This window comes from Pedococcus sp. P5_B7, assembly GCF_054049895.1.
Map to the genome: position 1 here is coordinate 24,186 of NZ_JBFULM010000002.1, position 26,506 is coordinate 50,691.

The window sequence follows — 26,506 nt, forward strand, 5'->3', positions numbered from 1 at the left end:
GGGTTAGCGTGAGGAGGTGACGCACCCCTCTGCCTCCACCCCTGTTCCCCCGCCCCCTGCCACGACCCTGGGCGAGCTGCGCGCCTCCGGTCACGCGCACCGCACCCTTCGCGAGGAGGTGCGCGGCAACCTCGTGGCCGCCCTCGCCGAGGGCCGTGACCCGTGGCCCGGACTGCACGGCTTCGCCACCACCGTCATCCCCCAGCTCGAGCGGGCCCTCCTCGCCGGCCACGACATCGTCCTGCTGGGCGAGCGAGGCCAGGGCAAGACCCGTCTGCTGCGCAGTCTGGTCGGACTGCTCGACGAATGGACGCCGGTGATCGCCGGGTCCGAGCTCGGCGAGCACCCCTACGAGCCGGTCATCCACGCCTCCCGGCGTCGGGTGGCCGAGCTGGGCGACGACCTTCCCATCGAGTGGCGACACCGTGACGAGAGGTATGCCGAAAAGCTCGCCACCCCGGACACGTCGGTCGCCGACCTCATCGGGGACGTCGACCCGATGAAGGTCGCGGAGGGGCGCTCGCTCGGTGACCCCGAGACCATCCACTTCGGTCTGATCCCTCGCAGCCACCGCGGCATCGTCGCGATCAACGAGCTCCCCGACCTCGCCGAGCGCATCCAGGTCGCGATGCTCAACGTGATGGAGGAGCGCGACATCCAGATCCGCGGTTACGTCCTGCGGCTCCCACTCGACGTGCTCGTCGTGGCCAGCGCCAACCCCGAGGACTACACCAACCGCGGTCGCATCATCACTCCCCTGCAGGACCGGTTCGGCGCCGAGATCCGCACCCACTACCCGCGCGAGCTCGAGGACGAGATGGCCGTCATCCGCCAGGAGGCCGAGCTCGTCGCGCAGCTCCCCGACCACCTCGTCGAGGTCCTCGCCCGGTTCACCCGAGCGTTGCGCGAGTCGAGCTCGGTCGACCAGCGCTCCGGCGTCTCGGCGCGGTTCTCCATCGCAGGGGCGGAGACGGTCGCCGCGGCAGCCCTGCACCGCGCCACCCGCCAGGGCGAGCCCGAGGCCGTGGCCCGCGTCGTCGACCTCGACAGCGCCGTGGAGGTGCTGGCCGGGAAGATCGAGTTCGAGACGGGTGAGGAAGGTCGCGAGCAGGAGATCCTCACCCACCTGCTGCGCACGTCCATCGCCGACACCGCTCGGCGTCACCTCGCCGGGATCGACCTCGCCCTCCTCGTCGCCGCCCTCGAGGGCGGTGCGACCGTCACCACGGGCGAGCAGGTGGCGGCCACCGATGTGCTGGCCGGGTTGCCGGTGCTCGGCGAGTCCGACCTCTACGACGCCATCGCGGATCGGCTCGACGCGCACAGCGCCGGTGAGCGGGCCGGGGCGGTCGAGCTCGCGCTCGAGGCCCTCTACCTGGCGCGCCGCGTCGACAAGGACTCGGCGGACGGGGAGACGGTCTACGGATGAGCCCGCACCGGTCGCGGTACGCGCGCTACTCAGGCGGACCCGATCCCCTCGCACCCCCGGTCGACCTGGCCGAAGCCCTCGACGCGATCGGCCAGGACGTCATGGCCGGCTACTCGGCCGACCACGCCATGCGCGAGTACCTGCGCCGGGGCAGCCGTGACCAGACCGGCCTGGACGACCTGGCCCGCAGGGTGGCCGAGAAGCGGCAGGAGCTGCTGCAGCGGCACTCCCTCGACGGGACCTTGCGCGAGGTCCGCGAGCTGCTCGACCGCGCCGTGCTCGAGGAGCGCAAGCAGCTCGCCCGCGACCTCGACGACGACGCCCGGCTGGCAGAGATGCGGATCGAGAGCCTGCCCGCGTCCACGGCGGGGGCGGTCAGCGAGCTGTCCGACTACTCGTGGCGCAGCCAGTCGGCCCGGGCTGACTACGAGCGCATCAAGGACCTGCTCGGCCGCGAGGCCCTCGACCAGCGCTTCGCCGGCATGAAACAGGCCCTCGAGAACGCCACGGACGAGGACCGCGAAGAGGTCCGACAGATGCTCTCGGACCTCAACGACCTCCTCGCCGCCCACGGTCGAGGCGAGGACACCACCGAGCAGTTCCGCCAGTTCATGGAGCAGCACGCCGACTTCTTCCCGGACGACCCGCAGGACGTCGACGAGCTCATCGACAGCCTGGCCCAGCGGGCGGCCGCCGCCCAGCGGATGCTGAACTCGATGACCGCGGAACAGCGGGCTGAGCTGATGCAGCTGTCGGCGCAGGCGTTCGGGTCTCCCGCGCTCATGGACGAGCTGGGGCAGCTCGACGCGAACCTGCAGGCGCTGCGCCCCGGTGAGGACTGGGGCGGCTCCGAGGAGTTCGAGGGATCGCAGGGGCTCGGTCTCGGCGACGGCACCGGCGCCCTCCAACAGCTCGCGTCGCTCGACGAGCTCGCCGAACAGCTCTCGCAGTCCTATCCCGGCGCTCGGATGGACGACATCGACATCGATGCGCTGGCCAGGCTGGTCGGCGACGACGCTGCCGTGGATGCCAGGACGCTGGGCGAGCTGGAGCGTGCCCTGCGCGACTCGGGCTACCTCAACCGCACCTCGGACGGACAGCTGCGACTGTCTCCCAAGGCGATGCGGCAGCTCGGCAAGGCCCTGCTGCGCGATGTCGCCACCCGGCTGTCCGGTCGCCAGGGACAGCGCGACGTGCGGCACGCCGGCGCGGCCGGCGAGGCCAGCGGCGCCACCCGCGAGTGGCAGTTCGGTGACACCGAACCCTGGGACGTCACGCGCACGGTCACGAACGCCGTGCTGCGGACGGCGGGTGAAGGCGGCCAGCCCGCACACGGCATACGCCTCGACCTCCGCGACGTGGAGGTCACCGAGACCGAGGCGCGCACCCAGGCCTGCGTCGCACTGCTCGTGGACACGTCGTTCTCGATGGCGATGGACGGGCGCTGGGTGCCGATGAAGCGCACCGCCCTGGCGCTGCACCACCTCATCTCCAGCCGGTTCCGTGGCGACGCCCTCCAGCTGATCGGCTTCGGCCGGCACGCGGAGGTGATGGACATCGAGCAGCTCACCGGTCTCGACGCGCAGTGGGCCAAGGGCACCAACCTGCACCACGCCCTGCTCCTCGCAGCCCGGCACTTCCGCAAGCACCCGAGCGCGCAGCCGGTGCTGCTCATCGTGACCGATGGCGAGCCGACCGCCCACCTCGAACCCGACGGGCAGGTCTACTTCGACTACCCACCACACCCCCTCACCGTCGCCTACAGCGTGCGCGAGCTCGACAACGTGGCTCGGCTCGGGGCGCAGGTGACGTTCTTCCGGCTGGGCGAGGACCCGGGGCTGGCCCGGTTCATCGACCAGATGGCGCGCCGCGTCGACGGCCGCGTCGTGGCGCCAGAGCTCGACGACCTCGGTGCGGCGGTCGTCGGCAGCTACCTCGGCTCGCGGGGGCCGGGTTCCTACCGAGAGCAGTTCGGTGGCTTCTACGGCGGCGGGCGCGGGTTCTGGGTCGACGACTGAGGTATGCCGCGTGGCTGGCTCCTCTCGTGGCCTCGCTCGCTGCGTCGGCCGCGCCGTATCGGCGCCCTATCCGGGCTAGGCCTCCACAGTCACGCCGCCGTCGAAACGTTATACACAGCAACAGGATTCGCGGTCCAGGCATCTGGTTGGGCTGTCGGTGGTCGGTCGTAGGTTTGATCCATGTCGTTCGCACCGGACCCGAGCTGGCCGGCTGACCAGCCGCCGGCCCGGCCTGTGCTGGGCGCGGTCAGCGCCGCCCTCGACGCGATGTCCGAGTCGACGCCGGAGCGGCTCTGGGCACTCAGTGACGGTGAAGTCACCCAGGCGGTTGCGCTCCTCGGGCAGCTGCACGCGAGCGGCGACGCGCATCTGGTCGCGGTGCTTGCCGAGGCCAAGCGGCGAAGCCTCGGCACCGGTGACGGGTGGGGGCCGGTCGACTGGGCAAGAGCGCAGGCGCCTCAGCTGCCGACCCGGACCCTGGCCGACCTTGACACCGTCGCCACGGCGGCGGCCGACGCCGCAGCGGGTGACACCCGCCTGGGCGACGTCATCGATGCCGTCACCGGGGCGGCTGGCCGCGGCAGCGCGTCCGGCGATGGTGCGGACGATGCGGGCGGTGCCGACACGGAGGAGCACTGGGGAGGCGAGGGCGGCACGGACGACGTGGGATCGGGTGGGCTGGAGCTCGGGAAGGCGGCCCAGATCGTCCGGTTCCACCGCTCCGTGCGCGGCCTGGCCGAGCCCGAGCACCTCGCCGAGCTGACCACGATCACCCTGCGCGCCGCTCGCGGAGACCGACCGCTGTCCGAGAAGGGTCTGGCCACCGCGCTGCGCCGCGCCGCCGACCAGCTGCGCCCCGACCGGTTCGTCGAACACGACGCCGACCTGCGCCGCGCGCACCGCTCCCTCGTGAAGGGCCCAGGACCGCTCGGCCTCTCCCGCTACACCCTGCTCCTGGACGACGAAGGCGCCGCGGTCCTCGACACCGCCGTCGACGCCCTCGCCCGACCTCGACCGGATGCCGATACCGGGGAGCTGGACCCGCGGACCCCCGCAGCGCGCCGCGCGGACGCGTTGCTCGACCTCGTGACCCGCGCCGTCACCGCCCCCGACGGCACACCACGGCAGGCCAAAACCGCCCTCATGGTGACCATCGACCTCGACGTGCTCCGCCGCACCCGCCGCGGCGCCGGGCTCACCCTGGCCGGGGACCTGCTCACCACGGACACTGTCCGCCGCCTCGCCTGCGACGCCGAGCTCATCCCCATCGTCCTGGGGAGCGCCGGACAGATCCTCGACCACGGCACCGCCGTCCGGCTCTTCACCCCGGCCCAGGTCAGACACCTGTGGCTCCGCGACCGAGGCTGCACCTTCCCGGGTTGCAGCAAACCACCCACCTGGACCGACGCGCACCACCTGATCCACTGGGCCGATGGTGGTTCCACCGACCTGACCAACGCCGCGCTGCTCTGCCGAGCACACCACACCGTCGTCCACCGCCACCGCTACACCGCCACCGTGGTGGACGGCGCCCTCGGACCCAGTGTCCGGTGGGATCTCACCCCCGGCGCCTACGACGACCACCTCGAAGCCCTCCGCCACACCGGCACCATCCCCCGGTGGACCCACCCCGACGAGCACCGACCATGAGCCCGCCCCACACCCCGCCGACCGCGGGGCCGGTGGCCTGCCCGCGTGCGGGGATCACGCCTGGGGCCGGATGGCTGCCCAGCGACGGCGACAGATCGAGCAGGAATCGAGGAGTCTCGGGCACGGCGGCTTCCTAGCATGGGGCCAACCCATTCCCCCGACCCGATCCGACCCGATCCGACCCAGGAGCGCACCATGATCACCAGGCTCAACGTCACGTCCGTCTACGTCCTCGACAAGGAGGAGGCGCTCGACTTCTACGTCGGCAAGCTGGGGCTCGAGAAGAGCAACGACGTCCGGCAGGGCGACTACCGGTGGCTCACGGTTCGGGTCCCGGGCGACCCGTCGACCGAGATCTCGCTGGAGCAGCCGGGTGCGCCCCTGCACGACGAGGCGACCGCCGCCCAGATCCGCGAGCTCGTCACCAAGGGCGCGTTCGGCACGCTGGTCTTCATCGCCAACGACGTGCCGGCCCTCTACGAGTCCCTCAAGGACGCCGGCGTCACCGACTTCACCCAGGAGCCGACCGAGCACTTCTACGGCACCGACATGGGCGTCCGAGACCCGTTCGGCAACCCCATCCGGGTCCTGCAGCAGGGCTGAGGGGTATGCCGCGTGGTGACCACGCGGCATACCCCTCAGTGTTGGTGCGGTGCGGCGGAGCTCAGCTGTTGACGAGCGACCGCAGGACGTACTGCAGGATGCCGCCGTTGCGGTAGTAGTCGGCCTCGCCGGGGGTGTCGATGCGGACCACCGCGTCGAACTCGACCGGGTCGGCACCGTCACGGACCGCGGAGACCTTGACCGTCTTGGGGGTCCGGCCCTCGTTGAGCTCGGTGATGCCCGAGATCGAGATCGTCTCGGTGCCGTCGAGGCCCAGCGACTCGGCCGACTGACCCGCCGGGTACTGCAGCGGGATCACGCCCATGCCGATGAGGTTCGAGCGGTGGATGCGCTCGTACGACTCGGCGATGACGGCGCGGACCCCCAGCAGGCGGGTGCCCTTGGCCGCCCAGTCACGCGACGAGCCTGAGCCGTACTCCTTGCCCGAGAGGATGACCAGCGGGACACCGGCCTCCTGGTAGGCCGCCGAGGCGTCGTAGATGGTGGTCTGCTCGCCGCCCGAGAGGAAGTTCCGGGTGAAGCCACCCTCGACCCCGTCGAGCAGGAGGTTCTTGAGCCGGATGTTCGCGAACGTGCCGCGGATCATGACCTCGTGGTTTCCACGACGCGAGCCGTAGGAGTTGAAGTCCTTGCGGTCCACACCGTGCTCGGCGAGGTACGTGCCGGCAGGGCTGTCGGCCTTGATCGACCCGGCCGGGCTGATGTGGTCGGTCGTGACCGAGTCACCGAGCTTGGCCAGCACCCGCGCGTCGGCGATGTCGGAGACCGGCGTGGTCTCCATCGTCATGCCGTCGAAGTAGGGGGGCTTGCGCACGTAGGTCGAGTCCTCGGCCCAGTCGAAGGTCTTGCCCTCAGGCGTGGGGAGCGACTTCCAGCGCTCGTCGCCGGCGAACACGTCGGCGTAGTCGCTGGTGAACATCTCCTTGTTGATGCTCTCCGTGATGGTCCGCTCGACGTCGGCCGGAGCGGGCCACAGGTCCTGGAGGAAGACGTCGTTGCCGTCGGTGTCCTGGCCCAGCGGCTCGGAGTCGAAGTCGAAGTCCATCGTCCCGGCCAGGGCGTACGCGATGACCAGCGGCGGCGACGCGAGGTAGTTCATCTTCACATCAGGGTTGATGCGTCCCTCGAAGTTGCGGTTGCCGGAGAGCACGGAGACGACGGCGAGGTCGTTCTCGTTGATGGCCGCGGAGATCTCGTCCGACAGCGGACCGGAGTTGCCGATGCACGTGGTGCAGCCGTAGCCGACCAGGTGGAAGCCGAGCTTCTCGAGGTAGGGCCACATACCGGCCTTCTCGTAGTAGTCGGAGACGACCTTGGAGCCCGGCGCCATCGACGTCTTGACCCACGGGGCGACGGTGAGACCGCGGTCGACGGCGTTCTTGGCCAGCATCGCGGCGGCCATCATGACCGACGGGTTGGAGGTGTTGGTGCACGACGTGATCGAGGCGATCGACACGATGCCGTGGTCGATCTCGAAGGACGCCCCCTCGGCGGTCGTGACGGTGACCTTCTTGGACGGACGCTCGGCACCATCACCCTCCGAGGCCGGCTTGTCGCCGCCGTTGGTGCCGTCGGTGCTCCCCTGCGGCGAAGGGTCGCTCGCCGGGAAGGAGGACGCCACGCCGGCGTCACCCTCGTGGTGGGCGACATAGGTCGGCAGCACCTTGCGGAAGGAGTCCTTCGCGTCGGTGAGCGCGATGCGGTCCTGCGGGCGCTTGGGCCCGGCGATCGACGGCACGACGGTGGACAGGTCGAGCTCGAGCCGCTCGGAGTAGCGGGCCTCGGGCTGGTCGGGGCCGGCGTGCAGCCACATCCCCTGCTCCTTGGCATACGCCTCGACCAGGGCGACCGACTCGTCGCTGCGACCGGTAAGCCGCAGGTACTCCAGGGTCACGTCGTCGATCGGGAAAATCGCACAGGTCGAGCCGAACTCGGGGCTCATGTTGCCGATCGTGGCGCGGTTGGCCAGCGGCACGGCCGAGACGCCCTCGCCGTAGAACTCGACGAACTTGCCCACCACGCCGTGCGCACGCAGCTGCTCGGTGATGGTGAGCACGACATCGGTCGCGGTGGCGCCCGCCGGGATCGAGCCCGAGAGCTTGAAGCCGACGACGCGCGGGATGAGCATCGAGACGGGCTGGCCGAGCATGGCCGCCTCGGCCTCGATGCCGCCGACGCCCCAGCCGAGCACGCCGAGGCCGTTGACCATCGTGGTGTGCGAGTCGGTGCCGACACAGGTGTCGGGGTAGGCCACGCCGTCACGGACCATGACCGTGCGGGCGAGGTGCTCGATGTTGACCTGGTGGACGATGCCGGTGCCCGGGGGCACGACCTTGAAGTCCTCGAACGCGGTCTGGCCCCAGCGCAGGAACTGGTAGCGCTCACCGTTGCGCTGGTACTCGATCTCGACGTTCTTCTCGAAGGCGTCGGCGCGACCGAAGACGTCGATGATCACGGAGTGGTCGATGACCATCTCGGCCGGGCTGAGCGGGTTGATCTTCGCCGCGTCGCCCCCGAGGTCGGCGACGGCCTCGCGCATGGTGGCCAGGTCGACGATGCACGGCACCCCGGTGAAGTCCTGCATGAGGACCCGCGCCGGCGTGAACTGGATCTCGGTGTCGGGGTCAGCGGTCTCGTCCCACGCGCCCAGGGCGCGGATGTGGTCGGCCGTGATGTTGGCGCCGTCTTCGGTGCGCAGGAGGTTCTCCAGCAGCACCTTCAGGCTGTACGGGAGGGTCTCGCTGCCCTCGACCGCGTCGAGCCGGTAGACCTCGTAGGAGTTGTCACCGACCTTCAGCTCACCGTGGGCGTTGAAGCTGTTCGTGCTGGCCACTGCCTGCTCCTTCGATGCTCGGAATCGATGCTCTGGGGATGCACCCTCGTGTCGCTCGATACGGGTGCTCGTGCTCGGTCGATTTATCTTGACGTCAAGATATCACGTCGGTCAGGCCTACTGCCTGATCCTGCTCCAAGGCCGCGCCCAGCGAAAGTGGGGAGCGCCCGCGACAGCCGTCGCAGCACCGCCACCGGTCACGTCGCGGCCCTCGTGAACAGGGCAACGCACTCCACGTGGTGGGTCATCGGGAACGCGTCGAAGGCCCGCAGCTCCCCCAGCTCGTAGCCGGCCGCCGCCAGGAATGCCGAGTCCCGGGCCAGCGCAGAAGGGTCGCAGGCGACGTACGCGATGGCCCGCGGCTCGAGGGCGGCGATCTGCGCCGTGACATCGCGCCCCGCTCCGGTCCGCGGCGGGTCGAGCACCACCAGGTCGGCGCGCAGGGGGATCAGCGGGTGCCGGCGCAGCTTGCGCTGCCGTTGCGCGCGGTTGCGGGTGGGGCCCGACCGACTGGCCCGCGGCACGCCGAACGCGTCGTCCACGCGGGCCCGGACCACCGCGACCGACGGGTATGCCGCGAGGTTGCCTGCCGCCGACGCGACGGCTCCGGAGTCCGACTCCACCGCGACGACCTTGCCCGACTCGCCCACCCGCTCGGCCAAGGCTGCGGCGAACAGGCCCACCCCGGCATACAGGTCGAGGGCGATCTCGCCCGCACCGGGCTGGAGCATGCCCGTGACGGTGTCGACGAAGGTCGCCGCCGCTCCGGGGTGCACCTGCCAGAAGCCGCGGGCCGACACCTCGAACGTGCCCGAGAAGGTCTGAGCCGCAACGTGTTCGGTCACGACCGGAGGCTCGGCCTCCCCCGAGGGGATGGCGACCACGACCGCCTCGCCCTCCGAGGGCGCCGCCACGTCGACGGCCGACTCGCCCGACCAGTCGCGCGCCAGGACACCGGTGGCGAGGATGCGCGGATCAGCGATCAGGCAGGTGTCGACGGGCACGATGTCGTGCGACCGACTCCCCCGCAGTCCGGCCCGACCGCTGTCGTCGACCGCGAACTCCACCCGGGTCCGCCACCCCAGGCCCGCCTGGTCGCCCGGGAGCGCCTCGACGGCGACCTCGACGTCCTGCTTGGCCAACCGGGCGAACTGCTCACGCACGACCGATGACTTGAGCTCTCGCTGGTGGGCGAGGGTGGCGTGCTGGAAGTCGCACCCCCCGCACAGGCCGGGGCCAGCATACGGGCAGGGCGGCGTGACGCGGTGCGGACTGGCGTCGAGCACCTCGACGCAGTCGGCCCGGACGAACCGCTGCCCCTCGCGCGCCTCGGTGATCTTCGCGGTGACGCGCTCGCCCGGCAGGGCGTGCCGGACGAAGACGACCCGGCCCTCGTGCCGCGCGACGCAGAACCCACCGTGCGCCACCGCCCCCACGTCGAGGGTCACCAGGTCGCCCACGGCGAGGGCTGCTGGAGCGGGCGGGGTGGTGGTCACTGCCCGAGGCGGACCGAGCCCGCAGTGGGGCCGTCGAACCGCTCCTCCTGGCCCTCCGACGAAGCGAGCTGCCACGGCACGCTGGCCACCATGACCCCGGGGGTGAAGAGCAACCGGCCCTTGAGGCGCAGGGCGCTCTGGTTGTGCAGGACCTGCTCGTACCACTTGCCCAGCACGTACTCCGGGATGTAGACCACGACGACGTCGCGGGGGTGGCCGGAGCGCAACGACTTGACGTACTCGACGACCGGGCGGGTGATCTCGCGGTAGGGCGAGTCGAGGGCCTTGAGCGGCACGGGGATGTCGCGACGGTCCCACTCGTCCTGCAGCGCCTTGGTCTCGTCCGGCTCGACGTTGACCGTGATCGCCTCCAGCTTGGACGGGCGGGTGGCCCGGGCGTAGGCGAGCGCTCGCAGGGTCGGCTTGTGGATCTTGGAGACGAGGACGATCGCGTGCACACGGCTCGGCAGCATCTGGGCGTCCAGGTCGTCGTCGCTGATCCGCAGCTCGGCACGAACGCGCTCGTAGTGCCGCTGGATGCGCACCATGATGAAGAAGATGACGATCATCGCCGCGATGGCGTAGCCGGCCCCGTGGATGAACTTGGTCAGCAGCACCACCACCAGCACGGTGCCCGACATCGTCGCGCCGACGGCGTTGATGACGCGGCTGCGCATCATCCGGCGTCGCACGGCCGCATCACGCTCGAGCCGCAGGTGACGGTTCCAGTGCCGGATCATGCCGGTCTGGCTCAACGTGAACGAGACGAAGACGCCGACGATGTAGAGCTGGATCAGCTTGGTGACCTCGGCGTTGTAGATCACGATGAGCAGGGCCGCCGCGCCGGCGAGGATGAGGATGCCGTTGGAGAAGGCGAGCCGGTCGCCGCGGGTGTGCAGCTGGCGGGGCAGGTAGCCGTCCTTGGCGAGGATCGAGGCCAGCACCGGGAACCCGTTGAAGGCCGTGTTGGCAGCCAGGATCAGGATGAGTCCGGCCACGATCGAGACCAGGACGACTCCGGGGTGGAAGCCGGAGAAGACCGCCTTGGCCACCTGCCCCATGATCGTGTCCTGGACGTAGGAGTCGCCGACCGGTTTGCCGTCGCGGAGCAGCTGGGTGCCGGGGTCCTCGGCGTACTTGATGCCGGTCCACTTGGCCAGGGTCAGCATCGACATGAGCATCGTGATGGCGATGACGCCCATGAGCAGGAGGGTGGTCGCGGCGTTCTTGCTCTTGGGCTTCTGGAAGGCGGGGACGCCGTTGGAGATGGCCTCGACGCCGGTGAGCGCCGCGCAGCCGGACGAGAAGGCGCGCAGGAGCAGGAACATCATCGCGAAGCTGCCGAGGGACTCGAAGCCCTTCTCCGGGGCCAGCGTCAGTCCGGCGCTCTCCGCCTGGGGCAGCGACCCGGAGACCTCGCGGATCAGCCCGACGATGCCCATGCCGATGACGCTCGCCATGAAGAGGTAGACCGGCAGCGCGAACGCCTTGCCCGACTCACGCACTCCACGCAGGTTCATCGCGGTGAGCAGCGCGACCAGCCCGACGGCGACGATCACCTCGTGGCCGCGGATGAAGGGCAGCGCCGCTGCGGCGTTCTGGACGCCCGACGAGATCGACACCGCCACGGTGAGGACGTAGTCGACGAGCAACGACGCGGCGACCGTGAGGCCGGCCTTCGGCCCGAGGTTGGTGGTCGCGACCTCGTAGTCACCACCGCCTGAGGGGTAGGCGTGCACGTTCTGGCGGTACGACGCGACGACGACCAGCATGACGCCGACGACGCACAGCCCGATCTCCCACGAGTGGGTCAGGGCGAGGAAGCCACCAGCCAGGCCGAGCGTCAGGAAGATCTCGTCCGGCGCGTAGGCCACGGAAGACAAGGCGTCGCTGGCGAAGATCGGCAGCGCGAGCCGCTTCGGCAGGAGCGTGTCGCCCAGCCGGTCACTGCGCATCGCGCGTCCGACGAGCACGCGCTTGACGACACGTGAAGAGTTGGGCACGGCCAACACTCTAGGGCGCGGTATCCACGGCTGCGCGGCGCCCTGCGGCGGTGGGAGGGCGCGGTGTAGCGTCGGCGTCGTGCATTTCGTCATCATGGGCTGCGGCCGGGTGGGTTCCTCCCTCGCGCACAGCCTCGAGACCCTGGGCCACGACGTCGCGATCATCGACCAGGAGGAGTCGGCCTTCCGTCGGCTCGGATCCACGTTCGAGGGTCGTCGGGTGACGGGGGTCGGGTTCGACCGCGACACCCTGCACGAGGCCGGCATCGCCGACGCCTATGCGTTCGCGGCGGTCTCCAGTGGTGACAACTCCAACATCCTCGCGGCCCGGGTGGCGCGCGAGACCTTCGGCGTCGAGCACGTCGTCGCCCGCATCTACGACCCCGGTCGCGCCGAGGTCTACCAGCGGCTCGGCATCCCCACGGTCGCCACGGTGAAGTGGACCGCCGACCAGATGATGCGGCGCCTGCTGCCCCAGGGCCACGTCCCCGAGTTCGTCGACCCGTCGGGCAACGTCGTCATCGCCGAGGTGACCGTCAACCCCGGCTGGGTCGGGCGACGCATCACCGAGCTCGAGGATGCGACGGGCGCCCGCGCGGCATACCTGACCCGCTTGGGCGTGGCCACGCTCCCCGCCGCGGACAGCGTCTTCCAGGAGGGCGACCTGCTCCACCTCGCCGCCCTCGCGGCCGAGCTGCCCTCCGTCGAGCGCACGCTCGACGGACCGCCCGCCGTGACCGACCAGTGAGCCCCACGAACACCGAGCCCCACGAACCCTGAGCACGAAGGAACCAAGCATGCGCGTCGTCATCGCCGGTGCAGGCAGCGTGGGCCGCTCGATCGCCCGCGAGCTGCTGCACAACGGTCACCAGGTGCTCCTCATGGACCGCGAGCGCAAGGACGTCCAGGCCAGCAAGATCCCTGACGCCAACTGGCTGCTCGCCGACGCCTGTGAGATCACCGCACTTCACGAGGCCGGGTTGGCCGAGTGCGACGTGGTCGTCGCCGCGACCGGTGACGACAAGGTCAACCTGGTCGTGTCACTGCTGGCGAAGACCGAGTTCGGGGTGCCGCGCACCGTGGCGCGGGTGAACAACCCCAAGAACGAGTGGATGTTCGACGAGGCGTGGGGCGTGGACGTCGCAGTGTCGACCCCACGGCTGATGACGGCCCTGGTCGAGGAAGCCGTGAGCATCGGCGACCTCGTGCGGATCTTCCAGTTCCAGCAGGGCAAGGCGACGATGGTGGAGCTCACGCTGCCGCCTGACAGCCCCTACGCCGGCAAGCGGGTCGGCGACGTCGACTTCCCCGGTGAGACCGTGCTGGTCGGGATCATCCGCGAGGACCACCCGATCGCCCCCAGCCGCGACGACTCGCTCGAACCGCACGACGAGCTGCTGTTCATCTCGACGCCGGAGTTCGAGGACGAGCTCGAGGCGATGCTGAGCCCGGGTCAGAGGGTGCCGCGCGGCGAGGAGTGAACCGAGCCCTCGGGCTCAACCTCTCCCTGCTCCTCCGCCGGTAGTGCGTCGACCTCGGACTCGCGGGCGTCTGCCTCTGCGTCGGGCCGTGCCTCGTCGGCGGGGTCCAGCTCGGGCGGGGTGTGTCCCTTGACGAGCATGAGGCCCATCACGCCGATCCCGGCCAGCCAGAGCGGCCACCCCAGCACGACCTTCGCGACGCCCAGCAGCGCGACCTGGCTCGCGAGGTAGAGCGGCACCATCACCACGAGCCGGATCACGAAGAGCCCGACCAGCACCAGGGTCAACCGCTGACAGACGCGCACGAGACCGCGGTCGCGGTGCCAGCCGACCGGGTCGTCGGCCATCCGCGGGTCACCCGCGCCGACCATGAAGCCCACCAGGGGCCAGCGCAGGGCCACCGAGACCAGGGCCACCGCGAGCATCACGGCGTTCCAGATGATGCCGGGGAGGAAGGCGTCCTCGGCCTTGCCGCTGCGCAGCGCGAAGAACGCGGCGATGGCGGTGGGGAAGACGGCCGACAGGACGTACTGCAGGCTCTGCCGCTGGACCACGCGCACGACGGCCAGGACGACCGTCACCGCCACCGACGCGATGATCGCGATGGTCAGGTCCTGGCGCCAGACCCAGAGGACGACGAACGCCACGGTGGGCAGGGCCGTCTCGATCGAACCGCGCCAGCCGCCCAGGGCGGTCGACAGCCGGTGCCGGATCAGCTCCTCGACGGTGACGCCGGCCGCGGGGTCAGTGGGCACGCAGCGGGACGATCTCGTACGACGGGTTGAAGATCGTCGGGGTGCCGCGGGTGTAGGTCACGCGGCCGTGCGCGCGCAGGTAGGTGCCGGGCTCGATCCCGCCGATCGTGCGACGGCCCAGCCAGACGAGGTTGATCGTGCGGCTCCCGTCGTAGAGGTCGATCACCAGCGCGGGGACGTTGACCCGCGGCCGCAGGGTGACGGCGCGGACGGTGCCGGAGACGGTGGCCTCCTGGCGGTCCTGCAGGTCGCACATGGGCGTACACCCCAGGCGCGCGGCGTCCTCCTGGAGCTCGTCGGCCTCCAGCTGGGTGACGGACTTCGTGAGCCGCTCGGAGAGCTTGGCCAGCGGTGACTTGTGGACCTGCGGCGTCCGCGGGTCGACGGGGGTGAGGTGCTTGATCGCCACGGTGTCCTACCTGACCTCGGTGATTTCGGGACCACGCTCGAACGGCTTGAGGTCGTCGACCCGGCTGGACGACCCAGCGGGGGCGTCGTCCCCGTGATCGTGGTCGTGGTCGTGGTCGTGGTCGTGGGGCGTCTGCATCTCGTCGGGCAGCTTGAGCAGCAGCATCTCGCGAGGGGCCATGGCGCTGTCGCCGCGCACGACCACGGTCCCGCGGACGACCTCGAGCAGCGGCTCGGCCGCGGCGTCCTCGATCGCCGCCCGCCCGGAGAACACGGCGCGCAGGAACCAGCGCGGGCCGTCGACGCCGGCGAACCGTGCCGGGGCGAAGACGGTGCGACCGTCCGGCCCGGCCGAGGGCATCCGGGTGCGCAGCTCGGTGCCGAGCACTCCCCGGGCCTCGTCGGCGGTGCCACCCTGGGCCAGGATCGACTCGGCGATCTCGCTGCGGATGTCGTCCCAGATGCCCATCGTCTTGGGGGCAGCGAAGGCCTGGATCTGCACGGCCGAGTCACCGATCACCGCCGTCGCGCCGACCACCTGGTTGGCCGCCTCGTCGATCTCGAGCCGCAGCTCCATGCCGGGCAGGCCCTTGATGCGCAGCGCGCCGAGGTCGAGCCGGCCGTCGTCGTCGTCGACCTCGGACGAGTCGAACGGCCCCGCGGCGCCGGTCCCGGCATCGACCGCGTGGTCGTCCGCTTGGTCGGCCGAGTGAGCGTCGGCCCGGTCGTCGGCCTGGTCGTCTGCCTGGTCGTCGGTGTCGCTGACGTCGCCCAGGTCCGCGAGGTCGAGGTCGGCGGCGCCGGTCCCGTCAGCCAGGTCGACGTCGTCGACGCTGTCGACGGTGTCGGTCGCGTCGGAGTTCTTGCCGCGTCGGAAAATGCCCACTGGTGAGTCAGTCCTTCGTTGTCGGGGGGTGGTCGCCGAAGCCACCACTGGCACCATGTCCAGTGTCACCCCGTGGGGTGGTTTCGAGCGAATCAACCTCGTGGAACTCGACCCGCGCGACCTCTTGCACCACCAGCTGGGCGATGCGGTCGCCACGGCGCACGGCGAAGGCGTCACGGGGGTCGAGGTTGACGAGGTTGACGAGGATCTCGCCGCGGTAGCCGGAGTCCACGGTGCCGGGGGCGTTGACGATGCTGATGCCGTGCTTGGCTGCCAGCCCGGAGCGGGGGTGCACCAGCCCGACCCAGCCGTCGGGGATCGCGAGCGCGACCCCGGTGGGGACCAGGGACCGCTCCCCCGGGGCGAGCGTCACGTCCGTGGCGGCGTAGAGGTCCGCCCCGGCGTCGCCCGGGTGGGCGTAGGACGGGAGCGGGAGCCCGGGGTCGAGCCGCCGGACCGCAACGGCCACCGTCGAGGTCGGAACGCGGGAAGGGCCAGTCACGTGGACTGACCCTATCCCTGCGTCGAGAGGAGGTGCATCCTGCACCGTGGTGCCCACGCTGCCGTCCTCCGTGTCATTGCTCACCTACGCGGCGCACTCCCGGCACACCATCTGACCGCCGGACTCGGAAGCCAGCTGGCTGCGGTGGTGCACGAGGAAGCACCGTGAGCAGGTGAACTCGTCGTACTGGCGCGGGATGACCCGCACCGAAAGCTCTTCGCCGGACAGGTCCGCACCGGGCAGCTCGAAGCCTTCGGCCTGTTCGGTCTCGTCGACGTCGACGCTGGATGCGCTCTTGTCGACGCGGCGGGACTTCAACTCCTCGATCGAGTCCTCGGACAGCTCGTCATCGGTCTTGCGCGGCGCGTCGTAGTCAGTCGCCATGGTCGCTGTCGCTCTCCCTGTTCTGTGGTCGTTCTGGGTCTTCCCGAAGATCGGGAAAAACGATCGGCCGGTGCCCCGGCAATACGATTCGCCCGTGTAACGCTGGTGGTCACGGTTTTGTGCCCGTTGCCGGGCGGGATTGTGCCCTATCCACGGCGCCACGTCACCATCGTGTCCAGATCCGGTCCGCCCGCGTCTCCGAAGCCCCACGTAAGCACCGCCACACGACCGGCGCGCCACCCCGGTCCGCGCGCCAGCGGCATACCAAGTGCTGGTCTGGGTTCACCCAAGATTCACCTCTGACGGGCAACCCCGACTCCCTGTTTCGGCGTCTGAACCCGTAGAGTCCTCACTTCGGCCCGGCCGACCCGACTCGTGAAACGACCATCTGACACACGAAGAGAGGGGTGCACCATGACCGAGTTCCACACCGAGATCACCCAGCGCGCAGCCCGCGCCGTCCAGTCCCTTCGCACGGCCCAGGAGTCCGGCGACGACTACCTCGCCTCCGTCCGTGAGGCCGAGCTCGAGAACCTGGCTCGCCTCGCCTCCGAGCACGGCCTGCGCATCCCTGAGCTCAGCGGCTACAGCGCCGCTTGAGCCAGACCTGCACGACGAAGCCGGTGCCGGGGCCACAGCCCCGGCGCCGGCTTCCTTCATGAGCTCGCTGTCAGAGGGTGGAGTCGGTGCCGGCCCGCCCGGCGGCGCGGAGCACCACCTCGTGCAGGGCGGTATGCAGCGTGGCCGCCGCCGCGACCACCATCCGGTCGCTGGGTGGCTCGCCTCCCAGGCCGGAGAAGACACCGCCCGCCTCCACCAGCACCAGCCAGGCCGCAGCCATGTCCCACGGGTTGAGGCCGCGCTCGTAGTAGCCGTCGAGGCTGCCTGCGGCCACCGAGCAGATGTCGAGGGCGGCGCTGCCGAGCCGGCGGATGTCGCGGACCTCCGGCAGGACGTCCAGCAGCACGGTCGCCTGCCACAGCCGCCGCGCCGTGTCGTAGCCGAAGCCGGTGCCGACCAGGGCGTGGCCCAGCGACGGCGGCTCGGCCACCTCGAGGCGGCGGGCCGGCGCCCGTCCGACCTCGAGCCGGGCCCCGGCACCGGCCCGTGCGCGGAAGAGCTCACCCGTCACCGGGTTGAACACGGCGCCGGCCACGGGCCGCCATGCCCCGGGGATCGTGGGGTCGCCGACCACGGCGGCCACGGACACCGAGTACGAGGGGATGCCGTAGAGGTAGTTGACGGTCCCGTCGATGGGGTCGACGACCCAGGTGATCGTGGAGCGCCCGTCGGTGCCGCCCTCCTCCTCGCCGAGGAAGCCGTCCTGGGGTCGCGCCTCGTGCAGGCGGGTCCGCAGCAGGTCCTGCGCCCGCTGGTCCATGACCGTGACGACATCCGTGGCGGTGCTCTTGGTCTTGGAGACCCCCAGGTTCGGGGGCCGTTCGTCGACGATGAGCCTGCCCGCTTCCATGGCGACGTCGACGGCGAGCGCCTCGAGAACCTCCAGGGTGGCGTCGTCGGGAGTGGTGAGGTCGGGGGTGGCGAGGTCCATGGTCAGTCCCGCCCGCAGAGCGCCGGCTTGGCCGCCCGCAGGTTCGGGCAGCACCCGGGGGCGCACACCGACGGCATGGCCGCTCGACCCGGCCAGGCGGGCACGACCGGCTCCTCACCGCGCGCCTGGGCGGCGCGCTCCAGCACGAGGTCGACCAGGCCGGACACGAACTCGGGGTCGACGCCGACGGTGGGCACGCGGGCCAGCCGGAGCCCGAGGCGCTCTGCCGTGGCGGCCGCCTCGGTGTCGAGGTCGTAGACGACCTCCATGTGGTCCGAGACGAAGCCGATCGGGGCCAGCACGACGGTCGTGGCACCCTCGGCCGCGAGCTCCTCGAGCCGGTCGTTGACGTCGGGCTCGAGCCAGGGCTGGGAGGGCGGACCCGAGCGCGAGCAGAACACCAGCTCACCGGTGAGCTCCGTGTCGAGGGTCGCGTTGACCTCGTCGGTGATCGCCGCCCCGAGCGCGAGGTGCTGGTGGCTGTAGGCGTTGCCGTCCTCGTCGCCGGGCCCGGAGGTGTCGTCCATCGCCGTGGGGATCGAGTGCGTGACGAAGAGCAGGCGGATCCCCTCCGGGTCCACCCCGTCCCGCAGCACCCCGCGCACGGCCTCGGTCACCAGCCGGGTGTTGGCTCGGGCGAACCCGGGGTGGTTGGCGTAGGGCCGGACCTTGTCGAGCTCGATCACGATGCCGCGCTCGGCCACTGACTCCTGGGCTGCGGCGAGGTCCTCGCGGTACTGCCGGCAGGAGGAGTAGGAGGAGTAGGCGCTCGTGACGACGGTGACCAGCCGCTGCATCCCCTGCCGCGCCGCCTCGGCGAGCGCCTCGGCGGTGAACGGGGTGAAGTTGCGGTTGCCCCAGATCACCGGCGTCGGGATCTCGCGACGGTCCAGCTCGGCTCGCAGGGCGGCCAGCAGGGCGCGGTTCTGGTCGTTGATGGGGCTGCGGCCACCGAAGCCGTAATAGTGCTCCCCCACCTCCTCGAGGCGCTCGTCCGGGATGTTCTTGCCCGCCGTGACCGTGCGCAGGAACGGCAGCACGTCCTCCGGCTTCTCCGGGCCGCCGAAGGACAGCAGCAGGATGCCGTCGTAGGGCTCGAGGGGTTGCTCGGTGGTCATGGGGTGGGTCCGTTCATGTGAGGTCTCCCGTGCGCAGTGGTTTGGGGGCGTGGACGTCGAGGACGACCGCCACCATCCGCATGACGAAGACGAGTGCGACACACCCCCAGATGGTGAAGGAGTTGACGAGGTCGTAGTGGTGGGCGGTGACGATCAGGATCGAGCCGAGCAGGGCCGGGAGCGCGTACATCTCTCGTCGCAGCACCTCGGGCACCTGGCCGGCCAGGACGTCGCGGATGATGCCGCCCCCGACAGCGGTGATGCCACCGACGAACACGGAGGTGAGCGGGTCCATCCCGGCTCCGAGCGCCTTGAGCGACCCCCCGATGGCGAAGACGGCCAGCCCCGCGGCGTCGAGCACGCGGACGAAGCGCGAGATGCGTTCGACGCCGGGGTGGTAGAGGAAAGTCACCAGTCCGGCGACGACGGAGCAGGTCAGCAGACGCCAGTCGGAGATGCCTACTGGGGGCAGGGCGCCGATGAGGACGTCCCGGATCACCCCTCCTCCGAGCGCGGCCGCCCCGGACAGGACGAGCACCCCGAACAGGTCGAGCCGCTTCTTGACGGCCACCAGCCCACCGGACAGCGCGAAGGCGAACACGCCGACGAGGTCGAGTGCCAGCTGGAGGTGTGCGTCGAAGGTGAGCATCGCGAGGTCAAAACTACCGTTGCGGCGTGGTCGCTTTCGCCTCGACCTCGGGGATGGCAGAGTCAGCAGCACGGTGCCCGATCCAACGAGCGAGGGCGATACGGGAGACATGCCGATACTGGAGACGATGGCAATGCGGGATTTGCGGCTGATCGGTGTGCAGGAGGACGGCCAGCACCTCTTGCTGTCCGATTCCGACGGAGAGCGCTTCCGCGTCCAGCTCGACGAACCGCTCCGGGCCGCCGCCAGGCGCGACCGGCCCCGCCTCGGACAGCTCCAGATCGAGATCGACGGCGGGATGCGCCCGCGCGAGGTGCAGGCCCTCATCCGTGGCGGGCTCTCGGCCGACGAGGTCGCCGAGCGGTCCGGTTGGCCGGTGGAGAAGGTCCGTCGCTACGAAGGACCGATCCTCGCCGAGCGCGAGTACGTCGCGGGCCTGGCCAGGGCTGTCCGGCTCCGTGGCCGCTCGGCGGGAGGCGCCAGTGCGCCCACCCTCTCCGCCCGCGTGAGCCAGCGACTGTCCGGCCGCGGGGTCGACCCTGCCTCGGCCGACTGGGACTCCGCCCGCGGCACCGAGGGCGACTGGACGATCATCCTCACCTTCCCGGCAGGCGGTCGCGAGCGGCAGGCGCGGTGGTCCTTCGACGTGCAGGCACGCACCGTCGCAGCGGCCGACGACGAGGCGCGCTGGCTCAGCGAGGAGGACGTGTCCGGCACGAGCTCACCCCTGCCGGCACCACACCTCGTCTCTGCCCCCGTGCGGGCGACCACCGTCTACGACGTCGAGGCCGAGGGCGGAGTGGGATCGGCACGCCGGGCAGCGACGCGCTCGACCTCCGCGACGGGTGGCACGCTCGACGAGCCGCTCGACCTCATGTCCGCCATGCGCGAGCGCGCGTCTCATCGGGGGCGCCCACGTCGCCGCAAGAGCCCCGCGACCCAGACTCCCGGCGACGACGCCCCCAGGGACGACGCTCTCCCCCTCGAGGACCTGGCCTACGACCCCGAGTCGATGCCTCCTCCCCCGGCCGCGCGCGGTCCACACCCCCTCGACCAGGCCTCCGATGACGGCTCCGTGGGCCACGACGTGCTGCCCGCGGCGCCGGAGGCACCGACCGAGCCTGCGGGGGCCGAGCGGGGACCCCAGCCGACCGACGCAGCAGACGACACCGACCACCGGGAGCCCGAGCCCGAGGTCGAGGCGACGACCGAGTCGCCCGCCGAAGCGGAGCCCGGGTCGGCCCACCGTCCGGGCGCGGGCTCGGGCAAGAAGTCCGCGCGCCGCAGCGTGCCCAGCTGGGATGACGTCATGTTCGGGGCCAAGCCCCGCGACTAGCTGTACTGACCACACAGGTTGGGTACGCGGGACGCGGGACGCTGGTCGACTAGCCCTGCGGCACGGGGCAGACGTCGAGGTCGAACGGCAGCACGTCGGGGGACGTGGCGGCAGCTCGCGCGGCGGCGGAGTTCATCCGCCGCATGAAGTGCCGGCGGCACAGCACCTCGTACTCCACGAGGGTCTCGGTGCCCGGCTTGGTGTCGCCGACGACGACCTGCTCGCCCTCGACCACCATCACTCCGTCGACCACTCGCGCGTTGTGCGTGGCGCGGCGCCCACACCAGCACAGGGCCTCGACCTGGAGCACCGAGACCCGGTCGGCGAGCTCGATCATCCGTCTCGACCCGGGGAACAGCTGGGTGCGGAAGTCGGCGGTGATGCCGAACGCGAACACGTCGATGCCCATCTCGTCGACCAGCTTCGCGAGCTGCTCGACCTGCTCCGGGGTGTAGAACTGCACCTCGTCACAGATCAGGTAGTCGACGCGCAGCCCGCTGGTCGCGTGCTCGACCACGGCCTCCCAGAAGTCGAGGTCGTCGCTGACCTCGTGGGCGGCGGTCGACAGCCCGAGCCGGGACGACAGCACATCGGTGCCGGCGCGGTCGAGCTTGGTGTAGATCAGGCCCGACCGACCCCGCGCCTGGTGGTTGTGGTCCATCTGGAGTGCAAGGGTCGACTTGCCGCAGTCCATGGTCCCGGAGAAGAAGACGAGCTCAGCCACGAGAGGACACCCTAGGCGTTGTCCCGCGCCGGGACGTGGAACCACGGCACGGCGGACTCCTCGGGTGTCAGGGATCCGTGCAGACCGAGCAGGGCGAGGAGCTGGGGACGGGCCCGGCGCGAGTCGACGATGGCGAAGTTGTCGCGCATCGCCACGACGAGGTCACCGATCCGGGCCCGGTTGACCTCGCTGACCGGACCGAACCACCCCTCGCGGGTGGCCTCCTCGCGGGTGCGGATCCAAGCCCGCTCCCCCACCCGGTCGGCCCAGGTCTGGGCGACGTCGGCGGCCGCCCCCTCCTCGCAGTAGAGCTGCAGGGCGCGCGGCTCTCCGCCGACGTGCCGGATGCCCGCGGCCAGCTCGGCGTCGTGGGCCAGGTCGATCCGCAGTGCGTGCGGGGCGTCGACCATGCCGTGGTCGGCGGTGATGTGGACCGCGGTGTCGCTGGGCACCGAGCGCACCAGCCGGCCGAGCTCGGCATCGATGGCCTCGAGCTCGTCACCCCACTCCCACGACTGGCACCCGTGCACGTGCCCCACCTTGTCCAGCTCGCCCCAGTAGAGGTACACCATCGACCGGGCACTGGCCCGCACTGCTGCCAGGCTCGCGTCGACCCGTTCGGCGAGGGTGTCTGCGGCCCGGAACCTCCCGCCCCGCAACGCTGCTCGCGTCAGGCCCGACCCGTCGAAGAAGCCCGGGCCGACGCGGGTGACGGACACCCCAGCGCCTTCGACGACCTCGAAGACGGTCTGCTGTGGTTGCCAGGCGAGGGGGTCGGGACCGTCCTCCCAGGACAGCTCGTTGACCAGCCGGTCCTCGCCCGGCACCAGCACCTCATAGCCCAGGAGGCCGTGGGAGCCAGGCGGAAGGCCCGTCCCGAACGTGCCCATCGAGGTCGCGGTCGTGGCGGGGAACCCGGCGGTGATCCGGTGCGCGGCCGGCAGGAGCGAACGGAGGAAGGGAGCGTGCCCACCGCGTCGGCGGATCAGCTCGTAGCCCAGCCCGTCGACGAGGACGACGACCGCTCGCCGGGCCCCGGGCAGCGGCAGGTGACCGGGACCGGCATACCGTGGCACGCCCAAGCTGGCGGCGACGGCCGGCAGCACCCCGGCGAGGCCGGACTGGTCGTATCGGGGCGGGAGCAGACCTTCGTGGGGCATCGGCTAGGGGTTCGCCCGGGTCAGGTCGAGAGATTCGGCCGCGACGGTCGGGTCGGTCGGGTCGAGCAAGGACTGACCGCGGTCGCGACGCACCTCAGCTGCCGATGCTCGCCGAGAGCTCTCGCGCGAACCCCAGGGCGTGCTGCAGGGCCGCCTCGCCCTCGGCATCGGCACTGATCCGCAGCGAGATGTCGTCGGATGCGACGCTGCCCTCGTAGCCGTGGTCGGCATCGCAGTCGGGGTCGGCACACGTGGCGGGCATGAGGTCGATCCGGCTGACCGCCCCCCAGCCCAGCGTCAGCGTGATCTCGCGTCCGAGCGAGCCGGGCTGGTACTCCTGCGGCCGCGCGACGACGTGCGTGATCATCACGCCCCGCACCGCCGACAGGGGCACGCTCTCGGTCGTGGCGGTCGCGACGTCCTCGTGGCCGGGTCGCTCGTCGGTGTGGTCGTCGGCGTGGGCGATGACCAGCCGGGTGCCGGTCAGGGCCAGCACGGTGATGTGCCGACGGACGACGTCGTGGTCGAACGTCGTCTCCTGGTGCACGAGGTGCGACACCACTTCCTCCGAGCCGAGTGCGGCCTGGACCACGTCTGCCACGAGTGCCGGGTAGTAGCCGGCCTGCTCGATCGCCCGCGTCAGGTCGACCGGCAGCGGGATGAGGGGTGCAGCAGCACTCTGCGACGAGGCACTGTGCGAGGAGGTGGGACCCATACGTCCATCTTGCCCTAGGCCGACCGGTGGCGCTCCGGCTAGGTCGGCTAGGTCAGCGTGCGGCGACCCTGGTCCTGCCTTCGCGGGGTCGGGGCCAGCGTGACCTCGGCGCCGAGCACGTCGACTCCCCCGACGTGTGCGTTGACCGGGTTGAGCACGAGGCTGCCGACCTCCGGCAGGTTGTCGGCCAGCACCGACACCCGGGCGATCAGGTCGGCCAGCGCCGCGCGGTGGACCGGCGCCGCACCCCGGTGCCCGTGCAGCATCGGCGACGCCTTCACCGACGAGATGAGGTCGGAGACGTCGACGTCCGTCAACGGCGGGATCCGGTGCCCGATGTCGCCGAGGAGCTCCGTGGGCGGTCCCGCGATGCTGAACGACACGACCGGGCCGAAGAGGGGGTCCTCGTCGGACCGCACCACGCACGACACCCCCGGCGTGGCCATCCGCTGGATGACGAAGCTGTTGGCCGACATCGGCGCCAGTCGCTCGTTGAGCCCTTCGAACGCCTCACGCAGCTGCGCCTCCGACCGGAGGTCGACCCGGATCCCGCTCAGCCCCGGGGAGTGCCGCATGAGCGGCGCCACCGACTTGATGACCACCGGGTAGCCGATGGCCTCGGCAGCAGTCACCGCCTCGTCGACGGTACGGGCCGGCACACTGCCCCACACGTCGATCCCGTAGGTGGCCAGCAGCTCGGTGACCTCCTGCAGCGTGAGCCGCCGCCCTTCCGGCGACTCCTCGAGCACCCGCTCGACGAACGCCTCGGCGGCCTCGCGGTCGATCCCGACCGGGAGCACCGGTATGCCGCGGTCGCGAGCGCGCCACTCGGCATACCTCGTCGCGGCGGCCAGGGCGCGGACGGCGTCCTCCGGCATGGCGTAGGCGGGGACGACCGTGGTGCGCCCGTCGTCGGTGGTGCCGGACAGCCTCTCGAGGACACCCCGCATGCCGAGGAACGTTGCGAGGCAGGGCTTCTCGTGCTTCATGGCAGCATCGCGCACGGCGATGGCCACGTCCTCGTCGAGCGTGACGAGGGGTGGGATGAAGCAGGTCAGGACGCTGTCGACCTCGGGGTCGGCGAACGCATCGGCGAGCGCCTCGGCGAACTTCTCACCGCTCGCCTCGCTCGGCAGCGAGACCGGCCCGTGGGCGACCTGCAGGCCCCAGCTGACACACGCCTCGGCGCTCAGCGCCCCCAACGCGTCGGAGTTGCCGACGATGGCCACCCGGTTGCCCTGGGGCAGTGGCTGGTGGACCACGAGCTGGGCGACATCGAACATCTGGTGGACGTTCTCGACGCGGATCACGCCGGCCTGGCGCAGCATGGCGTCGAAGGCCTCGGGCCGGATCCGGGTGTGCCGGGCGCGGTGACCCGGGGGGACGCCGTAGGACGACACCCCCGACTTGACGACGATGACGGGTTTCGTGGAGGCGAGCCGCCGGGCGATCCGGGAGAACTTGCGAGGGTTGCCCATCGACTCGAGGTAGAGCCCGACCGCGTCGGTGCTGTCGTCGTCGATCCAGTACTGCATGAAGTCGTTGCCGGAGACGTCGACGCGGTTGCCGGCCGAGGCGAAGACGGAGATGCCGAGACCCCGGCGTGAGGCGGAGGCCAGCACGGCGATGCCCAGGGCCCCGCTCTGGGCGAACAGCCCCAGCCGTCCCGGGGGCGGCAGCTCGGGCGCGAGCGAGGCGTTCAGTCGCACCGCAGGGTCGTTGTTGATCACCCCGAACGAGTTGGGGCCGAGCACTCGCATCCCGGACTCGCGGACGGCAGTGAGCAGGCGGGACTGCAGCTCCGCGCCGTCGGGGCCGGACTCGGCGAAGCCGGCGCTCACCACCAGCAACGTCTTGACGCCCGCCTCGGCGCAGTCGGCCACGACGTCGAGGACCTCGTCGGCGGGGACTGCGACCACCGCGAGGTCGACGTCGTCGGGGATCTCGGAGACCCGGGTGTGGGCCGGCAGCCCGAGCACCTCCATGGCCTCGCGGTTGACCGCGTGGACGGCGCCGTTGAAGTCGGCCGCGAGGATGTTGGACAGGATGTGGTGGCCGATCGACTCCGGCCGACGACTCGCCCCGACCACGGCGATCGAGTCGGGGAAGAGCACCGAGTGCATGCTGACCGACTCGGCGCGGTGCTCGCGCGACAGCCGCACCGCCTCGGAGCGCTCGGTCGGCTTGATCTGGAAGGTGAGCGAGACGACGCCGTCCTCGAAGCGGCGGCTCACCTCGTAGCCGGCGTCGGAGAAGACCGAGATCATCTTGCGGTTCTGCGGCAGGACCTCGGCGGTGAACTCCTCGACCCCCGACTCCCAGGCGATCACGGCCAGGTGCTCGAGGAGCACGGAGCCGATCCCCCGACCCTGGTAGCTGTCGGAGATGTTGAAGGCCACCTCCGCGCTCGTCGGGGTGACCCGGTCGTAGCGCCCGATCCCGATGATGTCGCCCCGCACGGTCGCCACCAGGGCCACCCGGTCGTGGTAGTCGACGTTGGTGAACCGGGTGACGTCACGGTCGCTCAGCTGGCGCAGGGGCGCGAAGAAGCGCATGTAGATCGACTCGGCGGACTGGCCGGCGTGGAACCGGTGCACGGCGTCGACGTCGCTCGGCGTGATCGGACGCAGGTGGGCCACCGACCCGTCTCGCAGGACGACGTCGGCCTCCCACGACACCGGGTAACCGGCGGGAAGCGCCGAGGCCTCACTCATGGCCGAAAGCATGTCACGTCCGGGTGTCCCCGAACCGGCTGACCCGCCCTGCGACCGCCGTGCGACCGC

Annotated in this window: 23 protein-coding genes; 8 read left to right on the forward strand and 15 right to left on the reverse strand. The window is 71.0% G+C overall.

The window, feature by feature from the left end; all coding sequences use genetic code 11:
• Positions 1-16: 16 nt before the first annotated feature.
• From ACXJKD_RS02945 to ACXJKD_RS02960, 4 genes are all read left to right on the forward strand, one after another.
• On the forward strand, positions 17-1,429 hold the full coding sequence (locus ACXJKD_RS02945; protein WP_457252849.1) for a magnesium chelatase: 1,413 nt from the start codon (positions 17-19) through the stop codon (positions 1,427-1,429).
• Complete coding sequence (locus ACXJKD_RS02950) at positions 1,426-3,447, forward strand: vWA domain-containing protein (RefSeq protein ID WP_457252850.1); 2,022 nt, start codon at positions 1,426-1,428, stop codon at positions 3,445-3,447. Before ACXJKD_RS02945 ends, ACXJKD_RS02950 begins: the two co-directional genes overlap by 4 nt.
• A gap of 180 nt (positions 3,448-3,627) precedes the next feature.
• A complete protein-coding gene (locus ACXJKD_RS02955) occupies positions 3,628-5,097 on the forward strand; it encodes a DUF222 domain-containing protein (RefSeq protein WP_457252851.1) in 1,470 nt (489 codons plus the stop codon).
• A 195-nt stretch (positions 5,098-5,292) separates the two neighbouring features.
• Positions 5,293-5,700, forward strand: a complete 408-nt coding sequence (locus ACXJKD_RS02960; protein WP_457252852.1) for a VOC family protein — start codon at positions 5,293-5,295, stop codon at positions 5,698-5,700.
• A gap of 61 nt (positions 5,701-5,761) precedes the next feature.
• Here ACXJKD_RS02960 and acnA read toward each other — a convergent pair whose 3' ends face one another.
• From acnA to ACXJKD_RS02975, 3 genes are all read right to left on the reverse strand, one after another.
• Positions 5,762-8,554: an aconitate hydratase AcnA gene (gene acnA, locus ACXJKD_RS02965; protein WP_457252853.1), complete on the reverse strand. Its 2,793-nt coding sequence runs from the start codon at positions 8,552-8,554 to the stop codon at positions 5,762-5,764.
• Between the two features lie 197 nt (positions 8,555-8,751).
• Positions 8,752-10,050, reverse strand: a complete 1,299-nt coding sequence (locus ACXJKD_RS02970; RefSeq protein ID WP_457252854.1) for a class I SAM-dependent RNA methyltransferase — start codon at positions 10,048-10,050, stop codon at positions 8,752-8,754.
• Positions 10,047-12,053, reverse strand: a complete 2,007-nt coding sequence (locus ACXJKD_RS02975) for an APC family permease (protein WP_457252855.1) — start codon at positions 12,051-12,053, stop codon at positions 10,047-10,049. Before ACXJKD_RS02975 ends, ACXJKD_RS02970 begins: the two co-directional genes overlap by 4 nt.
• Before the next feature lie 79 nt (positions 12,054-12,132).
• On the opposite strand from ACXJKD_RS02975, the gene ACXJKD_RS02980 reads away from it, so the two are divergent.
• Positions 12,133-12,801, forward strand: coding sequence for a potassium channel family protein (locus ACXJKD_RS02980; protein WP_457252856.1), 669 nt, complete (start codon positions 12,133-12,135; stop codon positions 12,799-12,801).
• A gap of 49 nt (positions 12,802-12,850) precedes the next feature.
• Positions 12,851-13,534 (forward strand): potassium channel family protein, encoded by a 684-nt coding sequence (locus ACXJKD_RS02985; RefSeq protein ID WP_056920806.1) that lies wholly within the window; start codon positions 12,851-12,853, stop codon positions 13,532-13,534.
• On the opposite strand, the gene ACXJKD_RS02990 is transcribed toward ACXJKD_RS02985, so the two are convergent.
• From ACXJKD_RS02990 to ACXJKD_RS03010, 5 genes are all read right to left on the reverse strand, one after another.
• The gene (locus ACXJKD_RS02990; RefSeq protein WP_457252857.1) at positions 13,507-14,289 is read right to left on the reverse strand and encodes a DUF3159 domain-containing protein; all 783 of its coding nucleotides are present in this window, start codon (positions 14,287-14,289) and stop codon (positions 13,507-13,509) included. The genes ACXJKD_RS02985 and ACXJKD_RS02990 overlap by 28 nt on opposite strands.
• Positions 14,279-14,698 carry an OB-fold nucleic acid binding domain-containing protein gene (locus ACXJKD_RS02995; protein WP_457252859.1) on the reverse strand — a complete coding sequence of 140 codons (420 nt, stop codon included), beginning with the start codon at positions 14,696-14,698 and terminating at the stop codon, positions 14,279-14,281. Before ACXJKD_RS02995 ends, ACXJKD_RS02990 begins: the two co-directional genes overlap by 11 nt.
• Positions 14,699-14,704: 6 nt before the next feature.
• A complete protein-coding gene (locus tag ACXJKD_RS03000; RefSeq protein WP_457252860.1) occupies positions 14,705-15,583 on the reverse strand; it encodes a DUF3710 domain-containing protein in 879 nt (292 codons plus the stop codon).
• A 7-nt stretch (positions 15,584-15,590) separates the two neighbouring features.
• Positions 15,591-16,085: a dUTP diphosphatase gene (gene dut, locus ACXJKD_RS03005; RefSeq protein ID WP_457252861.1), complete on the reverse strand. Its 495-nt coding sequence runs from the start codon at positions 16,083-16,085 to the stop codon at positions 15,591-15,593.
• 84 nt (positions 16,086-16,169) lie between these two features.
• Positions 16,170-16,469 (reverse strand): DUF4193 domain-containing protein, encoded by a 300-nt coding sequence (locus ACXJKD_RS03010; protein WP_056920802.1) that lies wholly within the window; start codon positions 16,467-16,469, stop codon positions 16,170-16,172.
• Between the two features lie 414 nt (positions 16,470-16,883).
• Between ACXJKD_RS03010 and ACXJKD_RS03015 the strand changes: the two genes are divergently transcribed.
• Positions 16,884-17,069 (forward strand): hypothetical protein, encoded by a 186-nt coding sequence (locus ACXJKD_RS03015; RefSeq protein WP_457252862.1) that lies wholly within the window; start codon positions 16,884-16,886, stop codon positions 17,067-17,069.
• A gap of 70 nt (positions 17,070-17,139) precedes the next feature.
• Here the strand turns inward: ACXJKD_RS03015 and ACXJKD_RS03020 are convergent, their stop codons facing one another.
• The 3 genes from ACXJKD_RS03020 to ACXJKD_RS03030 are packed head-to-tail and all read right to left on the reverse strand — an operon-like array spanning position 17,140 to position 19,788.
• On the reverse strand, positions 17,140-18,021 hold the full coding sequence (locus ACXJKD_RS03020) for an inositol monophosphatase family protein (protein ID WP_457252864.1): 882 nt from the start codon (positions 18,019-18,021) through the stop codon (positions 17,140-17,142).
• 2 nt (positions 18,022-18,023) lie between these two features.
• Complete coding sequence (locus ACXJKD_RS03025) at positions 18,024-19,139, reverse strand: ferrochelatase (RefSeq protein WP_457252865.1); 1,116 nt, start codon at positions 19,137-19,139, stop codon at positions 18,024-18,026.
• A 13-nt stretch (positions 19,140-19,152) separates the two neighbouring features.
• Entirely contained in the window at positions 19,153-19,788 is a 636-nt protein-coding gene (locus ACXJKD_RS03030; RefSeq protein ID WP_457252866.1) for a trimeric intracellular cation channel family protein, read from the reverse strand.
• Between the two features lie 127 nt (positions 19,789-19,915).
• Here ACXJKD_RS03030 and sepH point away from each other — a divergent pair, with 127 nt between their 5' ends.
• Complete coding sequence (gene sepH / locus ACXJKD_RS03035; protein WP_457252867.1) at positions 19,916-21,124, forward strand: septation protein SepH; 1,209 nt, start codon at positions 19,916-19,918, stop codon at positions 21,122-21,124.
• Between the two features lie 49 nt (positions 21,125-21,173).
• Here sepH and ACXJKD_RS03040 read toward each other — a convergent pair whose 3' ends face one another.
• The 4 genes from ACXJKD_RS03040 to ACXJKD_RS03055 all read right to left on the reverse strand — a co-directional run bounded on the left by ACXJKD_RS03040 (position 21,174) and on the right by ACXJKD_RS03055 (position 26,437).
• On the reverse strand, positions 21,174-21,848 hold the full coding sequence (locus ACXJKD_RS03040) for a thymidine kinase (RefSeq protein WP_457252868.1): 675 nt from the start codon (positions 21,846-21,848) through the stop codon (positions 21,174-21,176).
• Positions 21,849-21,859: 11 nt separating this feature from the next.
• Positions 21,860-23,008 carry an alkaline phosphatase family protein gene (locus ACXJKD_RS03045; protein ID WP_457252869.1) on the reverse strand — a complete coding sequence of 383 codons (1,149 nt, stop codon included), beginning with the start codon at positions 23,006-23,008 and terminating at the stop codon, positions 21,860-21,862.
• A gap of 94 nt (positions 23,009-23,102) precedes the next feature.
• Complete coding sequence (locus ACXJKD_RS03050) at positions 23,103-23,723, reverse strand: DUF5998 family protein (protein ID WP_457252870.1); 621 nt, start codon at positions 23,721-23,723, stop codon at positions 23,103-23,105.
• 47 nt (positions 23,724-23,770) lie between these two features.
• Positions 23,771-26,437, reverse strand: coding sequence for a bifunctional acetate--CoA ligase family protein/GNAT family N-acetyltransferase (locus ACXJKD_RS03055; RefSeq protein WP_457252871.1), 2,667 nt, complete (start codon positions 26,435-26,437; stop codon positions 23,771-23,773).
• Positions 26,438-26,506: the final 69 nt, after the last annotated feature.

Bases quoted from the DNA above. Each gene is read 5' to 3' on its own strand.
- ACXJKD_RS02950 (WP_457252850.1), top strand. From the start codon at position 1,426: ATGAGCCCGCACCGGTCGCGGTACGCGCGCTACTCAGGCGGACCCGAT.
- ACXJKD_RS02955 (WP_457252851.1), top strand. From the start codon at position 3,628: ATGTCGTTCGCACCGGACCCGAGCTGGCCGGCTGACCAGCCGCCGGCC.
- ACXJKD_RS02960 (WP_457252852.1), top strand. From the start codon at position 5,293: ATGATCACCAGGCTCAACGTCACGTCCGTCTACGTCCTCGACAAGGAG.
- ACXJKD_RS02985 (WP_056920806.1), top strand. From the start codon at position 12,851: ATGCGCGTCGTCATCGCCGGTGCAGGCAGCGTGGGCCGCTCGATCGCC.
- ACXJKD_RS03010 (WP_056920802.1), bottom strand. From the start codon at position 16,469: ATGGCGACTGACTACGACGCGCCGCGCAAGACCGATGACGAGCTGTCC.
- ACXJKD_RS03015 (WP_457252862.1), top strand. From the start codon at position 16,884: ATGACCGAGTTCCACACCGAGATCACCCAGCGCGCAGCCCGCGCCGTC.
- ACXJKD_RS03020 (WP_457252864.1), bottom strand. From the start codon at position 18,021: ATGGACCTCGCCACCCCCGACCTCACCACTCCCGACGACGCCACCCTG.
- ACXJKD_RS03025 (WP_457252865.1), bottom strand. From the start codon at position 19,139: ATGACCACCGAGCAACCCCTCGAGCCCTACGACGGCATCCTGCTGCTG.
- ACXJKD_RS03030 (WP_457252866.1), bottom strand. From the start codon at position 19,788: ATGCTCACCTTCGACGCACACCTCCAGCTGGCACTCGACCTCGTCGGC.
- sepH (WP_457252867.1), top strand. From the start codon at position 19,916: ATGGCAATGCGGGATTTGCGGCTGATCGGTGTGCAGGAGGACGGCCAG.
- ACXJKD_RS03045 (WP_457252869.1), bottom strand. From the start codon at position 23,008: ATGCCCCACGAAGGTCTGCTCCCGCCCCGATACGACCAGTCCGGCCTC.
- ACXJKD_RS03050 (WP_457252870.1), bottom strand. From the start codon at position 23,723: ATGGGTCCCACCTCCTCGCACAGTGCCTCGTCGCAGAGTGCTGCTGCA.
- ACXJKD_RS03055 (WP_457252871.1), bottom strand. From the start codon at position 26,437: ATGAGTGAGGCCTCGGCGCTTCCCGCCGGTTACCCGGTGTCGTGGGAG.